We start from the raw sequence: 15,258 nt of genomic DNA on the forward strand, positions 1-15,258 counted from the left end.
TCTTCCTTGGGCCGCATCGAAGGGGGCCGCGGACCCGGACGGATGTGAAACGAAAAACCGGCGGGAAAGTTCCCCTGATCGTGCTGCTGACACAAGATCCTTAACGAATGATGTCGCGCATTCCGTCGCTTCGCAATAACTGAACAGGTCGGTTCACGTCTTTATGACCCCGTGTCATCGCCGCGCAGCCGGGCGATCAGGCCGCGGATATCGGCGGGCAGGGGCGAGGAGAACGCCATCTCCTCTTGCGTGACGGGATGCGTGAAGCCAAGCGTCGCGGCATGCAGCGCCTGACGCGGGAAGGCGGCCGCCGCCGCCGCACCATCCGCGCCGATCGCCCCGCGCGGCAGCTTGCGCCGCCCGCCATAGGTCTGATCGCCGATCAGGCCGTGTCCCGCATGGGCCATATGCACCCGTATCTGGTGCGTCCGGCCGGTTTCGAGCCAGCAATCGACCAGGGCGGCAGCCGGGGGCGTGCCGAAGGCCTCGACGACGCGGGCGCGCGTGACCGCATGACGCCCGCCCTGGAACAGAACCGCCTGGCGCTGCCGGTCGGTCTTGTGCCGCGCCAGATGCGAGGTGACCTTCAGCACGTTGCCGCTTTCGAAACTGACGCCCCGCGTGCCGCGCAGGCGCGGATCGGCGGCATCCGGCACGCCATGAACCACGGCCATGTAATGGCGGTGCACGCTGTGCTTTTCGAACTGGGCGGCAAGACCGTGATGCGCGCGGTCGGACTTGGCCACGACCAGCAGGCCCGAGGTGTCCTTGTCGATACGGTGTACGATGCCGGGGCGGGCCTCGCCGCCCACGCCCGAAAGCTGCCCGCCGAAATGATGCAGCAAGGCATTCACCAGCGTGCCATCGGCCGATCCTGGCGCGGGATGCACGACCATGCCCGCCGGCTTGTCGATCACGATCAGGTCGTCATCCTCCCACAGGACCGTCAGCGGAATGTCCTGCGCGATGGTCTCGACCGGGCGCGCCGGTTCGAGGGCGATCTCATAGACCTCGCCTTCCGCGACCCTGGCCTTCTGATCCACCACCTGCACGCCATCGCGCGTGATGGCGCCCCCGGCGATCAGCCGCGCCAACCGCGAGCGTGAAAGCGCCGCCGCCTCTGGCACTTCGGCGGCAAGCGCCTTATCAAGACGGTCAGCCGGGTCCGGCCCGATCACAACCCGAAGGATACGCTGTTCCATGTCCGACATGATGCCTTCCGACGGACCCCAGGCCCCGTTGCCCGAAATCCGGTTCCTCAAGATACTTGTGACGGCGCTCACCGTCACGATGATTGCGGGGCTTGTAACGATCGTGGCGCTGCTTGTCATCCGCCTGCCCGACGGCGCGCCGCTTCCCGAACTGCCCGCCGCGATCCGCCTGCCCGATGGCGCAAAGGCCGAGGCGGTGACGTTCGCGCGCAAGGCGCTGATCGTGCTGACCGACCGGGGCGACGTGCTGGTCTATGCGCCCGACGGGCAGCTCTTGCGGCAGATCCGGCTCGAATAACTCCGCCTGCTTCTTCAGAGATCCAAATATCCCCGCCGGAGGCTCCCCTGATCTCCGTTTGCGCAAGCGGGTAAGGTAGAACGCTCCGCGGGGGATATTTTTGCTCTGAAGAAACGCTCAGGATTCGGATTTGCGGGCGCGCGGTTTGGGGGCGGGTTTGGAGGTGGCTTCGAGTGCGGCGATCCGGGCCTTCAGCGCCTCATTCTCCTCGCGGGCCTTTTGCGCCATGGCGCGAACGGCATCGAATTCCTCGCGGGTGACGAAGTCACGATCGGCCAGCCAGCGGTCCATCCAGGATTTCATCGCGGTTTCCGCCTCGGTCCTGGCGCCCTGCGCCACGCCCATGGCATTCGTCATCAGCTTGGACATTTCGTCGAACAACTTGTTGGGCGGCTGCATGGGGATCTCCGGTCACGGGGTTTTGGTCACGGGGTTTTGCCTTATATGGGACGTTGGGCGGGAAAGCTCAAGGTTGACTTCGGCGCGGGGGCGGGGCTTTCTCCGCGCGATCCAAGAGGACCGAGATGGCCATTCCCTTTCCAGATATCGACCCGAATGTTTTCGTGATCCCGGGGCTTGGGCTGCCGCTGCGCTGGTATGCCCTGGCCTATATCGCGGGTCTGGTGATCGGCTGGCGTCTGATCGTGGGGCTGATGAAGCGCCCCGCGCTGTGGGGCGGGCAGGCGCCGATGGAGCCGCGGGCGGTCGAGGACCTTCTGACCGCTGTCATCCTTGGCGTCGTGATCGGCGGGCGGCTGGGTTTCGTGCTGTTCTACCAGCCGGCCTATTACCTGGCGCATCCCCTTGATATCGTGAAGGTCTGGCAGGGCGGCATGTCCTTTCACGGCGGGTTTCTCGGGGTGGTTCTGGCGGGGCTGTGGTTTTGCCGGCGGCGGGGCATTGCGCCCCTTGCGGTGGCCGATGCCTTTGCGCTGGTTGCGCCTGTGGGGCTGTTCTTCGGGCGGGTTGCGAATTTCATCAATGCCGAGCTTTGGGGCCGCCCAACGGATCTGCCATGGGGGGTGATCTTTCCAGGGCAGGCGGCGCAGGATTGCCCCGGTGTGGTGGCCGGGCTGTGCGCGCGCCACCCCTCGCAGCTTTACGAGGCGAGCCTTGAAGGGCTGCTTCTGGGCGCGGTCCTGTGGCTTTTGCTGGCACGCGGGGCGCTGTTGCGGCCGGGGTTGCTTCTGGGCCTGTTTCTGGCCGGATACGGGCTTGCGCGTTTCGTGGTCGAGTTCTTCCGCCAGGCCGACGGGCAGTTCATCACGCCCGAAAACCCGATGGGGCATGTCCTGTCGCTGGGCGGTTTCGGCCTGTCGATGGGGCAGATCCTGTCCTTGCCGATGATCGCGATCGGGGCGGTTTTCGTGATCCGCGCGTTGCGCCGCGAGCGGGTGGCGCCGTGACGCTGCTTGCGGGCCTTCTCGGGCGGCGGATCACGGCCGAGGGGCCGCTGCGGCTGGATCAATACATGGCCGAATGCCTGCTGCATCCGCGCCATGGCTATTACGCCACGCGCGATCCGTTCGGGCAGGCGGGCGATTTCATCACCGCGCCCGAAATCTCGCAGATGTTCGGCGAGATGCTGGGCCTTGCGCTTGCGCAGGTCTGGGCCGATGAGGGGCGCCCCGACAGGTTCGTTCTGGCCGAGCTGGGTCCGGGGCGGGGCACGCTGATGGCCGATGTGTTGCGCGCGATCGGGGCCTTGCCGCAGATGGCGGCCGCGGCGCAGGTGCATCTTGTCGAAGCGTCGCCGGCCCTGCGCGCGGTGCAGCGGGCGCGGCTGGCCGGGCAAGAGGTTGTCTGGCACGACACGGTGGACAGCCTGCCCGATGCGCCGCTTTACCTTCTGGCGAACGAGTTCTTCGACGCCCTGCCGATCCGCCAGTTCCTGCGCCGGGGCGGGGCCTGGGCCGAGCGTCAGGTCGGACTTTCGCCCGAGGGTCTTTTGCAGCCGGGGCTGTCGCCCGTGCATCCTGTGGCCGCGCTGGAGCATCGCCTTGCCGACACGCGGGAAGGCGATGTCGTCGAGATCTGCCCGGCCGCGGCCCCGGTGATGGCCGCGCTTGGCGCGCGCATCGCGGCGCGGGGGGGCGTGGCGATCGTGATCGACTATGGCAACTGGCGCAGTCTGGGCGATACGTTCCAGGCCCTGCGCGGCCATCGCCCCGAGGACCCCTTTGCCCATCCCGGTGAGGCCGACCTGACCGCGCATGTCGATTTCGAGGCGCTTGCCATTGCCGCGCGGGGCGCGGGGGCGGCGGTCTCGGGGATGACGGCGCAGGGGGTGTTGCTGGAACGGCTGGGAATTACGGCACGCGCCCGCGCGCTTGCGCCGAAACTTGCAGGTCCGGCGCATGAGGCGCATGTCGCGGCGCATCGGCGCTTGACCCATCCCGAGGAAATGGGAAACCTGTTCAAGGCGCTTGCCGTCTTTGCGCAGGGCGCACCGCTGCCACCCGGTTTCGATCAAGGTTAGCCGATGTCGCATACGCTGGAAATACTGACCTCGCCCGCGCTGGACGGCGTGCACCACGGGTTCTTCACCCGCAAGGGGGGCGCCTCTTCGGGCGTGTTCCAGGGGCTGAATTGCGGCCATGGCTCGTCCGATCAGACCGAGGCGGTCGCGCTGAATCGTGCCCGCGTGGCCGCGGCGATGGCGGCGGCCCCCGAACAGCTTGCCGGCGTGCATCAGGTGCATTCGGCCGATGTCGTGACGCTGGCGGCGCCGCCCGAGGCGCCGCAGCGCGCCGATGCGCTGGTGACCGCGACGCCGGGCGTGGTGCTGACGGTTCTGACCGCCGATTGCCAGCCCGTTCTGTTCGCCGACCGCGAGGCCGGGGTCATCGGCGCGGCCCATGCCGGCTGGCGCGGGGCGCTTGACGGCGTGCTCGAGGCCACGGTCGACGCGATGGAGGATCTGGGCGCAAGGCGCGGGCGGATCGTGGCGGTGGTCGGGCCCTGCATCTCGCAGGCGGCCTATGAGGTCGGCCATGACTTCATGGAGACCTTCCTGGTCGAAGACCCGGAATACGGCCGCTTCTTCTCGGGCGGACCGGGGGGGCGGCCGATGTTCGACCTGCCGGGATTTGGCCTGCACCGGCTACGTGCGGCGGGCGTGCAAGAGGCGCTCTGGATCCGCCACTGCACCTATGGCGATGCCGAGCGGTTCTATTCCTACCGGCGCACGACTCATGCCCAAGAGGCCGATTACGGGCGGCTGATCTCTGCCATCCGGCTGTGATTGCGGCCTGATTGTGCCCGATCTTGCCGTGGTGCTGCCATTGTTGTGGCCGCCTGATCGCCAATACCCGAAAAAACCCTTGATCTTGCAGGTTTGGGAACCGGCGGCTTTGCCTTGATTGGGCGCACCGAATGTGGCCGCGTCCGGCCGCCGCGTCAAACCCATGCCGCAAATCTCTGGGACAAAGGGGGCAGGGACCGGGCGGCTGCCACGCCCGTCCAAGCAGGAGAAACCCGATGACCCAAAGACCTCAGAGCCGCTGGATGAAGGCATTGCTGAGCACCAGCGCCGATGCGTTTTGTGCTATGCCGTGGAAGCGCGGGGCCGGGCGTGTCCGGGCGGGGCGTCCTTGAGGGGGGCACGCGATCCCGCAAACCCATCCCGTTCGTGTCCGGCGGCCGGGGCCGGGGGCTGCCATCCCCGGCCCGTGACGGATACGGGCGACATCAGGTGGCACGCCTGGACTATTGGCAGGCCACAGGTCCGTCCGGCCATTCCATTCGCCCGCGATCCGAACACGCGCGCGGCACAACGTCACTCTCAATTGGTCGATCTGCACCCGGTGGGGCCCGGTGCGACCATGACCAGACTGAAAGGCTGAGCCTATGTCATTCCCTCACCGCACCGGCCCCGGAAACGCCGTGCTTCGCCCCCGGACGGCCGATGCCGGGCCGGGTATCCGCCCCGTCGAAGGGCCCGATCCGCGCGCACCGCGCGCCACGCCACTGACCCGGCGATACGAGGCAAGTTGGCTGGCACCGGACGGCGAGGTCCGCTCCAGCGCGCGCATCGCGCCTGCGACACCGCTCTTCGAGGCGGCCTTCGCGGCCCTGGCGCGCGGCGCGGTGGTGCAGACCGACGAGGGCCCCGTCGCGGTCGAGGATCTGGTGCCCGGCATGCGCGCCCAGACCGTCGAGGGCGGGGCCGAGACGATCACATGGATCGGCGCGATGACCCTTTATCCCGCCCGAATGGGGCCGGACCCCCGCGCCGCCGCCGCGCTGGTGCGGGTGACGGCCGAGGCGTTCGGCCTTGGCAGGCCCGCGCAGGACGTGGTGCTTGGCCCCTATGCCCGGCTTTGCCTGCAAGGCGCGCGCTTGCAGGCGCGCACCCGGATCCCCTCGGCCTATATACCCGCGCGGGCCTTTCTGGATGGCCTCGGCGTGATCGAGCTGAGCCCGGCCTCGCCGGTCACGGTCTATCATGTCGCGCTTGCCCGGCAGGCCTCGTTGCGCGTCATGGGCCTTGAGGTCGAAAGCTTTCACCCCGGCGAAGCCCTTGCCGAAACCATCGACCCGCGCATGCTTGCCCTTTACGAGGCGCTGTTTCCCCATCTTGATCGGCTGTCCGATTTCGGCCCGATGGCGCATCCGCGCCTGACCCGTTCCGAGATCGAGGCGTTCTTCGGCTGAGCCTCAACCCTCGGGCAGGGTTTCGGCCAGATAGCGCATCATGTTGCCGCCCATGACCTGCGCGATCGCGGGTTCGGGCAGGCCCTCGTCCATCAGCGCCTGCGTCAGCGCGGCCAGTTCCGAGGAATCGAAGGCGGTTTCCACCGCGCCGTCGAAATCCGAGCCGAGCGCGACATGATCGGCCCCGACAAGCGCAACCGCCGCCATGATGGCGCGGGCGACGCCCTGCGGGCTTGCATCGCAGGTGACATCGGCCCAGAAGCCGATGCCGATCAGCCCGCCCTTCGCGGCGATCGCCTGCATCAGCTCGTCGGGAAAATTCCGCTGCGTCGGGCAATGGCTGTAGATCCCGGTATGCGACACGATGGGCCGCGCGCCGTCCTGCGCCAGCACCTCGCGGGCCATCTGCGGCGAGGCATGGGCAAGGTCGATCACCATGTCGCGCGCGATCATCTGCGCCAGCACCTCATGGCCGAACGGGCTTAGCCCGGCGCCGCTGCCGCCCTCGCCATGCAGGCTGCCGCCCAGTTCGTTGTCGAAGAAATGCGTCAGCCCCAGAAGGCGGAAGCCCGCGTCATGAAGCCGGGCCAGATTGTCGATATCGCCCGAAAGCGCGTGCCCGCCCTCGGCGCCAAGCAGCCCGCCCGTGACCGTGGCGCCGGCCGCGCGCGCATCGAGCAGGGCCTGAAGATCGGCCCGCGTGCGGATGATCCGCAACTCGTCCGGCGCCTGTCCGGCAACGCGGGCCAGCCGCGCGGCCTGGTCCAGCGCGCGTTCGGTCAGGTCGAACCAGCTTGTCGGGGGGCGCAGCTGCACCATCACCAGCGGGGTGATGTTGTCGGGCGCGTCGGCGGTGTTGTGTTCGTAATTCTGGCCCTTGGGGCTTTTGGTGACGGTGGTGAAGACCTGAAGCGCCACATTGCCGTCGCGCAGGCGCGGCAGATCGACATGGCCGCGATCGGTGCGGCGGCGCAGGTCGCGGTCCCACAGCAGGGCATCGGAATGCCAGTCCCCGATCACCAGCCCGGCATGCAGCTTGCGCGCGGCCGCCGAGACCGGCCAGGGCTCATGCGCCGTGGTGCGGTTCTGGCCGTTCTCGACGATCCCCGGCGCAACACCGAAAAAGGCCACGACGCCCAGTGCCACAAGGCCCGTTCCGATCTTCACCCATTTGCGCATGATGCCCTCCGCCCCTTGGGCGGAAGGCTAGCGTGCGGGCGCGCGGGCGCAAAGTGCCGCGCGCCCTGACGTGGGGTCACGCCTCCATCGCCTCCAGCTCGTCGATGAACCCCGCGATCATCGACAGCCCCTTGTCCCAGAAGGCCGGATCGCTTGCGTCAAGGCCGAAGGGCGCGAGCAGTTCCTTGTGATGCTTGGAGCCGCCGGCCCTGAGCATGTCGAAATACTTCTCCTCGAAGCCGGGAAGCCCGCTTTCATAGGCGGCATAAAGCGCGTTCACCAGCCCGTCGCCGAACGCATAGGCGTAGACATAGAAGGGCGAGTGCACGAAATGCGGGATATAGGCCCAGAAGGTCTCGTATCCGGGCATGAACTCGAAGGCATCGCCAAGGGATTCGCCCTGCACCGACATCCACAGCGCATTGATGTCCTCGGGGGTCAGCTCGCCCTCGGCGCGCGCGGCATGCAGCTTGCATTCGAAATCGTAGAACGCGATCTGGCGCACCACGGTGTTGATCATGTCCTCGACCTTGCCCGCCAGCAGGGTCTTTTTCTCGGCCGGGGTGGCGGCCGCTTCCAGCAGGCGGCGGAAGGTCAGCATTTCGCCGAAGACGCTGGCGGTTTCGGCAAGCGTCAGCGGGGTAGAGGCCAGAAGCTCGCCCTGACCGGCGGCCAGCACCTGATGCACGCCGTGGCCCAGTTCATGCGCAAGGGTCATCACGTCGCGCGGCTTTCCAAGGTAGTTGAGCATCACATAGGGATGCACCGTCGTCACCGTGGGATGCGCGAACGCGCCCGGCGCCTTGCCGGGCTTTACGCCCGCGTCGATCCAACCCCTGGAAAAGAAGGGCAGTGCAAGGCGCGCCATTTCCGGGCTGAAGGCGGAATAGGCCGACAGCACCGTTTCGCGCGCCTCGTCCCAGTCGATCTTGCGCGGGGCTTCGGTCGGCAGCGGCGCGTTGCGGTCCCAGATCTGAAGCTTCTCAAGCCCCAGCCATTTCGCTTTCAGCCGGTAGTAGCGATGCGACAGCTTCGGATAGGCCGCAACCACCGCGTCGCGCAGCGCCTGCACGACCTCGGGCTCGACATGGTTGGACAGGTGGCGGCCATGCTGCGGGCTGGGCATCTTGCGCCAGCGGTCCTCGATTTCCTTTTCCTTGGCCAGCGTGTTGTGGACCCGCGCGAACAGCTTGATTTCCTGCCCGAAAACCTGCGCAAGGGCCTTCGCCCCCGCCTCGCGCCGCGCGCGGTCGTGATCGGACAGCAGGTTGGTGGTGGCCTCAAGGTTGAGCGCCTCGCCCTCGACCTCGAATTCGAGGCCCGCGACGGTTTCGTCGAAAAGCCGGTTCCAGGCGGCGGCGCCCACCACGGACTGGTCGTGCAGGAACTTCTCCAGCTCGTCCGAAAGCTGGTGGGGTTTCATTGCGCGCATCCGGTCGAAGACGGGCTTGTAGCGCGCGATCCGCGCATCGGCGAAAAGCGCCTCATAGGCGGCATCGCCGATGCGGTTGAACTCGAGGCTGAAGAAGACAAGCGGCGTGGTGAAGCCGGTGATGCGGTCCTGCGCGTCGGCCATGAACTTGGCGCGCGCGGCATCGGTGGTGTTCTGGTAGTAGCGCAGCCCCGCATAGGACATGAGCCGCCCGGCCGTGATGTCGATTTCCTCATAGCGGCGGATGCATTCGGCCATGCCCGCGGCATCAAGCCCTGCAAGCCTGCCTTCGTAATCGGTGGCGAAACCGGCGCAGGCGCTTTCAAGCCAGGCCATGTCCCGCGTGAATTCGGGGGCGTCGGGGGCGGCATACAGATCGCTCAGATCCCAGTCCGGCAGGTCTCCGAATCCGCCCGAAGTTGCGTTGGCATCGAATACGGGGCGGGGCAGGGGCAGGGTCATGGCGTCCTCTTGTCTGTTGCATCTCTCAGATAGGGGCAGGGGGGCGCGCAGCGCAAGGGCCGCCACCCCTGCAACATCTGCCCGATTTATGCGCATTCGGGTGCCGGGCGCCCGCAAAATGGGCGGTGAATTGCCCAAGAACCGGGCAGCGCCGTGCCCGAACCGGCCGAAGCGCTTTCTTTGCGGGCACTGGCTGCCTAAGCTTTCCCTACAGGTCCGAGGAATCAGTGCAGCATGTCCCCAAGCTATTTCAACGAGATGTTCGACGGCGATCAGGTCCGCCCCCCCTATGCGCGGCTGGAAGACTGGACCCGGCAGATGCCCGCCGAGCTGCGCCAGATGAAACAGGCCGAGGCCGAGGTGCTGTTCCGCCGTATCGGCATCACCTTCGCGGTTTACGGCGAGGGCGGCGATCCCGACCGCCTGATCCCCTTCGACATGTTTCCCCGCGTCTTCACCCAGCCCGAATGGCGCCGCCTGGAAAAGGGCATCAAGCAACGCGCGCGGGCGCTCAATGCCTTCCTGCTTGATGTCTATGGCAAGGGAGAGATCGTGCGCGCGGGGCGCGTTCCCGCCCGGCTGGTCTATCACAACGAGGCCTATGAGCGTGCGGTTGCGGGCTTTACCCCGCCGCGCGGGGTGTATTCCCATATCGTGGGGATCGACCTCGTGCGCACCGGCCCGGACGATTTCTTCGTGCTCGAGGATAATTGCCGCACGCCCTCGGGCGTCAGCTACATGCTGGAAAACCGCGAGATCATGATGCGCATGTTCCCCGACCTGTTCGGCGAGAACCGCATCGAGCCGGTGGACGGCTACCCCGAGCTTCTGCGCCGCACGCTGAGTTCGGTCGCCCCCGCGAAATGCGACCGCGATCCGACGGTGGTGATCCTGACGCCGGGGCATTTCAACTCGGCCTATTACGAGCACAGTTTCCTGGCCGACATGATGGGTGTCGAGCTGGTCGAGGGGGCGGACCTGTTCGTCGAGGGCGGGTTCGTCTGGATGCGCACGACCGAGGGGCCGAAGAAGGTGGATGTGATCTATCGCCGCCTCGATGATGCCTTCCTTGATCCGCTGTGCTTCCGGCCCGATTCCATGCTGGGCGTGCCGGGGCTGATGGATGTCTATCGCTCGGGCGGGGTCAGCATCTGCTCGGCGCCCGGCGCGGGTGTGGCGGACGACAAGGCGATCTATACCTATGTGCCGGAAATGGTGCGCTTCTATCTGGGGGAAGAGCCGATCTTGCAGAACGTGCCGACATGGCAATGCGGCAAGGCCGGGGATCTGTCATATGTCCTCGACAACCTTGGGGAACTGGTGGTCAAGGAGGTGCACGGCTCGGGCGGGTATGGCATGCTTGTCGGGCCGCGCGCCAGCAGCGACCAGATCGCGCTGTTCCGCCAGAAGATCTCGCAGGACCCGGAGAACTATATCGCGCAGCCGACGCTTGCCCTGTCGACCACGCCGACCTTCGTGGAAGAGGGGATCGCGCCGCGCCATGTCGACCTGCGCCCGTATTGCCTTGTGGGCGACACGATCGAGCTGGTGCCGGGCGGCCTGACGCGGGTCGCGCTGACTGAAGGCTCGCTTGTGGTGAACTCGTCCCAGGGCGGGGGCGTCAAGGATACCTGGGTTCTGGCGGAGTGACCTGACATGCTGAGCCGGACGGCGGAAAATCTTTTCTGGATCGGGCGCTATATCGAGCGCGCCGAAACCATGGCGCGCCTGCTGGAAGTGGGCGGGCGGATCGCGCTCATGCCCTCGGCGGGGCGCGGGTATCGCAGCGAATGGGAAAGCCTGCTTCAGGCCTCGGGCACGGCGGCGGGCTTTGGCGCCAAATATGACGATGCGGTGCAGCGCAATATCGAAAGCTACCTGTTCTTCGATCTCGACAACCCCTCGTCGGTGGCCTCCTGCATCGGCAAGGCGCGCGAGAATGCGCGCATCGTGCGCACCGCGCTGACGACGCAGGCCTGGGATGCGATCAACACCGCCTTCCAGGAGATGCGCGGCCTGGAACGCCGCCCCAGATCGGACCTGAGCCTGACCGAGATCACCGAATGGACCATGCGCAAGACCGCGCAGATCCGTGGCGCGATCGACGCCACGCTCTTGCGCAATGACGGGTATGACTTCCTTGGCCTCGGGCTTGCGCTGGAACGGGCGGACAACACCGCGCGGCTGATGGATGTGAAGTATTTCGTGCTGCTGCCGGATGTCGATCTGGTGGGCTCCAGCCTTGATCGCTATCAGTGGCACACGCTTTTGCGGGCGCTTTCGGCGCATCGGGCCTTTCACTGGGCCTATGGCGGAGAGATCAGCGCCGGCAAGATCGCCCATTTCCTGATCCTCAATCCGCAGATGCCGCGCTCGCTTATCGCGGCGTCAAGCGTGGTGCTGGAGCATCTCAACCGCCTTGCGCGCGATTACGACCGCCGCACCCCCGCCCAGACCCGCGCCCGCGCCTTGCAAAGCGAACTGACCGATCTGACCGTGCAGGAGATCTTCGACGAGGGCCTGCACGAATTCCTGTCCCGCTTCATCGGCGAGATCGGAGAGCTGACCGAACTTGTCCAGCAGATCTACCTGAGCGGAGAAGCGCGATGATCCTGACCGTCAATCATGTCACGCATTACCGCTACGATGCGCCGATGCGTTCGGCCGTCCAGTCGCTGCGCCTGTTTCCGACGCGCTTTGCCGGGCAGCGCGTGCTGGACTGGAAGGTCGAGATTCCGGGCGGAACGCGGGGCGGCGCCTTTCGGGACGGGGCGGGGGACCGGGTCGAAGGCTGGTCCGTGCGCGGCCCGGTGACGGCCCTGGCCGTCAGCGTCACGGGAACCGTGGAAACCGAGGACACCGCCGGGGTGCTGCGCGGCCACCGCGAAACCGTGCCGCCGATGGTCTATCTGCGCGACACGCCCGCGACCGAGCCCGACATGGCGATCCGTGATCTGGCGGCCGGGGCCGTTGCGGGCGCATCGGACGATCTGGACCGTGCGCACCGCCTGGCAAGCGCGGTGCGCGCCGCGGTGGCCTATCGTCCGGGCGTGACGCATGCCCATACCTCCGCCGCCGAGGCGCTGGAGCTGCGCGAGGGCGTTTGCCAGGACCACGCGCAGGTTCTGATCGCGGCGGCGCGCAGCCTTGATCTGCCCGCGCGCTATGTGTCGGGGTATCTTTATGCCGCCGAGGATGGCACCCCGCACGAGGCCGCCCATGCCTGGGCCGAGATCCATGTGCCCGATCTGGGCTGGATCGGGTTCGACGCGGCCAATGGTTGCTGCCCGAACGAGCTTTATGTCCGCCTCGGTTCGGGCTATGACGCCGCGGATGCGGCACCGATCCGGGGCATTGCGCTTGGTGCCGGACGGGAAAGCCTTGACGTGACGGTTGCACTTGAGGCGACGCAGCAATAATCTGCCGGGCGCGCCGGTGCCGAGGAACGAAGATGACCTATTGCGTGGGCCTGCTGCTGGAAGCAGGCATTGTGCTTTTGTCCGATACCCGCACCAATGCCGGGCTCGACAATATCTCCACCTATCGCAAGATGTTCACCTTCGAGGAACCGGGGGAGCGGGTGATCGCCATCCTGACGGCGGGCAGCCTGTCGGTGACGCAGACCACCATGGCGCGCCTGCACGAGGCCGCCGAGGATGCCGAGGCCACGCCCGACAGTTCGGTCCTGCTGGCGCCGACGATGCTCAAGGTGGCCGAGATCGTCGGCAACACCCTTGCCTCGGTGCGTCAGGACATCGAGCACAAGATGAACGCGACCAAGGTCTCGACAGCGGCCTCGATGATCGTGGCGGGGCAGCGTGCGGGCGGCGCGATGCGCATGTTCCTGATCTATCCCGAGGGCAATTTCATCGAGGCGACCACCGACACCCCCTTCCTTCAGATCGGCGAGCATAAATACGGCAAGCCGATCCTCGACCGGGTCGTGTCGCGCGAGACCTCGCTGGCCGATGCGCAGAAGGCGGTGCTTCTGTCGATGGATTCGACCCTGCGCTCGAACCTGTCGGTGGGGATGCCGCTGGACCTTGCGGTGATCGAGCGCGATGCCTGCCGGATGAGCATGATCCGCCGGATCGAGGCGGGCGACAAGGATTTCGCCGCGATGAGCGGGGCCTGGTCGCGGGCGCTGCGCGACGCCTTTTCGCAGATCGAGCTTTAGCGCGGGGCAGCGTCGAAAAGCGCCGCACAGGCATCGTAGAACCGCGCGCGGGCGGGGGGCGTTTCCATCATCAGCTCGTGCTCGGCCCCGGTGATGATTTCAAGCCTGCCCCCGGGCCAGCCTGCCATCCGCCGATGGACCGAGCCGATCTCGACGATCTTCTCAAGCCCGCCAAGGGCGCAATAGCAGGGCAGGTCCGGCGCCGGCAGCGCGGCAAGCGCCGCGCATTCGTGCAGCGACTGCGTCAGCCATCGGATCGTCGGGCCGGCAATCGTCAGCTCGGGCTCGGCCGCGACCTGCTCGATCATGAAGGCCCACATCGCCGGGTCCGTGGTCAGCCGGTTGCGGTTGAAGGCGGTGCGCAGCACATAGGTTTCGGGCGAGGTCGTGGGAACATAGATCTCGTCCAGCCCGACCCGTTCGAGCGTGCGGGCAATCGCGCGCGACAGGGGCGGCAGGGGCAGGCGAATCCCCCACATCGGCGCCGAGAAGGCCGCCGCCGCGAAGGGATTCGTATCCATCAGCCGGCGCAGGCCGATCGCGCCGCCCATCGAATGGCCCAGAACGAACCACGGCCGGGGCAGGCCAAGCGTTTCGACGCAGCGCAAGACCGCGTCGAAATCCAGCTGATATTCCGGGTAGCGGGACACATGGCCCTTGGCCGGGTCCGCCACCAGCCGGTCGGCAAGCCCCTGTCCGCGCCAGTCCACCGAGATCATGGCATAGCCGCGCGCGGCGAATTCGCCTGCGGCGGGGCCGTATTTCTCGATGTATTCCGTGCGTCCAGGCAGCAGGAATACCGTTCCCCTGGCCGCCTCCGGCCCCTGCCACGCGGCCAGCCGGATGCGCACGCCATCGGCGGCGCGCAACCAGAAGGCGCGTCCGCCCGCGGGGGCGCGGGCGATCGCATCGAACAGGGGGGCCGGGTCCATCACGCCAGGGCGGCGCCCAGTTGCATCGCCAGCCCCATCGCGCCGTCGACCTTCAGCTTGCCGCTCATGAAGGCCATCGTGGGGTTCACGTCACCCTCCAGGATGCCCTTGAAGGTATCGGCCGAGGCGGTCAGCGTCACGTCCGCCTCATCGTCGCCGATGCGCACGCCCTCGGGGTCCGCGATGATCGCGCCTTCGCCTTCGATGCAGAATTTCGCGGTGGACGAAAAGCCCTCGGGCAGTTTCGCCTGCAATGCGGCCAGTGCGGTGTCGAGAACGTCGCTCATGAATTCCTCCGATTGTGAATGCCGGGCTATCGCATTTTCCGGCAGTTAGGTTACATCTTAGATATGCGTGAGCGATCTGCCTTCTACAAATGTGCCGTGGCGGCATTTTTTGGCGCACTGGTTGCCGGTGCGCCCCTGCGCGCCGAAACCGATGGGCTGGATCGGTATTTCGAGGAACTGGCCGATCCCGACTATCCGGGCTGGGCGCGTGCCGAATCCGACATCCGCAGGGCGTGGTCGCGTTCGGGCTCTCCGGCGATGGACCTTCTGCTCAAGCGGGGCGAAGATGCGCTGGACGGCGGCGATGCACAAGCCGCGATCGAGCATCTGACCGCGCTGACCGATCATGCGCCCGATTTCGCCGAAGGGTGGAACGCGCGCGCGACGGCCTATTTCCTGGCCGGGCAATATGGCCCCTCGCTGTCCGACATCGCACGCACCCTTGCGCTTGAGCCGCGCCACTGGGGTGCGCTTGCCGGCCTTGGGGCGATTCTGGACGAGATGGGCAACCCCGAGGGCGCGCTCGAGGCGTTTCGCCGCTCTTATGCCTTGCACCCGCATCAGCAGGATGTGAAAGACGCCATCGACAGGCTGGAAAGACAGCTCGCGGGCATTACGCTCTGA

At 66.8% G+C, this 15,258-nt stretch carries 16 protein-coding genes; 10 read left to right on the forward strand and 6 right to left on the reverse strand.

Annotated elements, in window-relative coordinates; translation table 11 throughout:
• Positions 1 to 161 precede the first annotated feature (161 nt).
• The gene (locus AC4PTO_RS05260; protein WP_492733552.1) at positions 162 to 1,202 is read right to left on the reverse strand and encodes an RluA family pseudouridine synthase; all 1,041 of its coding nucleotides are present in this window, start codon (positions 1,200 to 1,202) and stop codon (positions 162 to 164) included.
• On the opposite strand from AC4PTO_RS05260, the gene AC4PTO_RS05265 reads away from it, so the two are divergent.
• Positions 1,201 to 1,509 carry a DUF6476 family protein gene (locus AC4PTO_RS05265; protein WP_492732577.1) on the forward strand — a complete coding sequence of 103 codons (309 nt, stop codon included), beginning with the start codon at positions 1,201 to 1,203 and terminating at the stop codon, positions 1,507 to 1,509. The genes AC4PTO_RS05260 and AC4PTO_RS05265 overlap by 2 nt on opposite strands.
• A 117-nt stretch (positions 1,510 to 1,626) precedes the next feature.
• Here AC4PTO_RS05265 and AC4PTO_RS05270 read toward each other — a convergent pair whose 3' ends face one another.
• On the reverse strand, positions 1,627 to 1,908 hold the full coding sequence (locus tag AC4PTO_RS05270) for an accessory factor UbiK family protein (protein ID WP_492732579.1): 282 nt from the start codon (positions 1,906 to 1,908) through the stop codon (positions 1,627 to 1,629).
• A gap of 125 nt (positions 1,909 to 2,033) precedes the next feature.
• On the opposite strand from AC4PTO_RS05270, the gene lgt reads away from it, so the two are divergent.
• The 4 genes from lgt to AC4PTO_RS05290 all read left to right on the forward strand — a co-directional run bounded on the left by lgt (position 2,034) and on the right by AC4PTO_RS05290 (position 6,165).
• The gene (gene lgt, locus AC4PTO_RS05275) at positions 2,034 to 2,915 is read left to right on the forward strand and encodes a prolipoprotein diacylglyceryl transferase (RefSeq protein WP_492732582.1); all 882 of its coding nucleotides are present in this window, start codon (positions 2,034 to 2,036) and stop codon (positions 2,913 to 2,915) included.
• Entirely contained in the window at positions 2,912 to 3,988 is a 1,077-nt protein-coding gene (locus AC4PTO_RS05280) for a class I SAM-dependent methyltransferase (protein ID WP_492732584.1), read from the forward strand. The genes lgt and AC4PTO_RS05280 overlap by 4 nt, the downstream gene beginning before the upstream one ends.
• 3 nt (positions 3,989 to 3,991) lie before the next feature.
• A complete protein-coding gene (pgeF, locus tag AC4PTO_RS05285; RefSeq protein ID WP_492732586.1) occupies positions 3,992 to 4,753 on the forward strand; it encodes a peptidoglycan editing factor PgeF in 762 nt (253 codons plus the stop codon).
• 641 nt (positions 4,754 to 5,394) lie between these two features.
• Complete coding sequence (locus AC4PTO_RS05290) at positions 5,395 to 6,165, forward strand: Hint domain-containing protein (protein WP_492732587.1); 771 nt, start codon at positions 5,395 to 5,397, stop codon at positions 6,163 to 6,165.
• A gap of 3 nt (positions 6,166 to 6,168) precedes the next feature.
• Here AC4PTO_RS05290 and AC4PTO_RS05295 read toward each other — a convergent pair whose 3' ends face one another.
• Positions 6,169 to 7,344, reverse strand: coding sequence for a dipeptidase (locus AC4PTO_RS05295; RefSeq protein WP_492732588.1), 1,176 nt, complete (start codon positions 7,342 to 7,344; stop codon positions 6,169 to 6,171).
• Positions 7,345 to 7,420: 76 nt separating this feature from the next.
• A complete protein-coding gene (locus AC4PTO_RS05300; RefSeq protein ID WP_492732589.1) occupies positions 7,421 to 9,238 on the reverse strand; it encodes a M3 family oligoendopeptidase in 1,818 nt (605 codons plus the stop codon).
• A 234-nt stretch (positions 9,239 to 9,472) separates the two neighbouring features.
• Between AC4PTO_RS05300 and AC4PTO_RS05305 the strand changes: the two genes are divergently transcribed.
• Genes AC4PTO_RS05305 through AC4PTO_RS05320 form a run of 4 tightly spaced genes read left to right on the forward strand, consistent with a single transcriptional unit; the run spans position 9,473 to position 13,415 of the window.
• On the forward strand, positions 9,473 to 10,888 hold the full coding sequence (locus tag AC4PTO_RS05305) for a circularly permuted type 2 ATP-grasp protein (protein WP_492732591.1): 1,416 nt from the start codon (positions 9,473 to 9,475) through the stop codon (positions 10,886 to 10,888).
• Between the two features lie 6 nt (positions 10,889 to 10,894).
• Positions 10,895 to 11,848, forward strand: a complete 954-nt coding sequence (locus AC4PTO_RS05310; protein ID WP_492732593.1) for an alpha-E domain-containing protein — start codon at positions 10,895 to 10,897, stop codon at positions 11,846 to 11,848.
• Positions 11,845 to 12,657 carry a transglutaminase family protein gene (locus tag AC4PTO_RS05315; protein WP_492732595.1) on the forward strand — a complete coding sequence of 271 codons (813 nt, stop codon included), beginning with the start codon at positions 11,845 to 11,847 and terminating at the stop codon, positions 12,655 to 12,657. The genes AC4PTO_RS05310 and AC4PTO_RS05315 overlap by 4 nt, the downstream gene beginning before the upstream one ends.
• A 32-nt stretch (positions 12,658 to 12,689) precedes the next feature.
• Positions 12,690 to 13,415: an Ntn hydrolase family protein gene (locus tag AC4PTO_RS05320; RefSeq protein WP_492732597.1), complete on the forward strand. Its 726-nt coding sequence runs from the start codon at positions 12,690 to 12,692 to the stop codon at positions 13,413 to 13,415.
• Here AC4PTO_RS05320 and AC4PTO_RS05325 read toward each other — a convergent pair.
• Together AC4PTO_RS05325 and AC4PTO_RS05330 are read right to left on the reverse strand one after the other, a co-directional pair.
• Positions 13,412 to 14,347, reverse strand: a complete 936-nt coding sequence (locus AC4PTO_RS05325) for an alpha/beta hydrolase (protein ID WP_492732599.1) — start codon at positions 14,345 to 14,347, stop codon at positions 13,412 to 13,414. The genes AC4PTO_RS05320 and AC4PTO_RS05325 overlap by 4 nt on opposite strands.
• On the reverse strand, positions 14,347 to 14,634 hold the full coding sequence (locus AC4PTO_RS05330) for an SCP2 sterol-binding domain-containing protein (protein ID WP_492732601.1): 288 nt from the start codon (positions 14,632 to 14,634) through the stop codon (positions 14,347 to 14,349). Before AC4PTO_RS05330 ends, AC4PTO_RS05325 begins: the two co-directional genes overlap by 1 nt.
• A gap of 63 nt (positions 14,635 to 14,697) precedes the next feature.
• Here AC4PTO_RS05330 and AC4PTO_RS05335 point away from each other — a divergent pair, with 63 nt between their 5' ends.
• On the forward strand, positions 14,698 to 15,258 hold the full coding sequence (locus tag AC4PTO_RS05335) for a tetratricopeptide repeat protein (RefSeq protein WP_492732603.1): 561 nt from the start codon (positions 14,698 to 14,700) through the stop codon (positions 15,256 to 15,258).

This window comes from Rhodobacter maritimus (assembly GCF_058747975.1).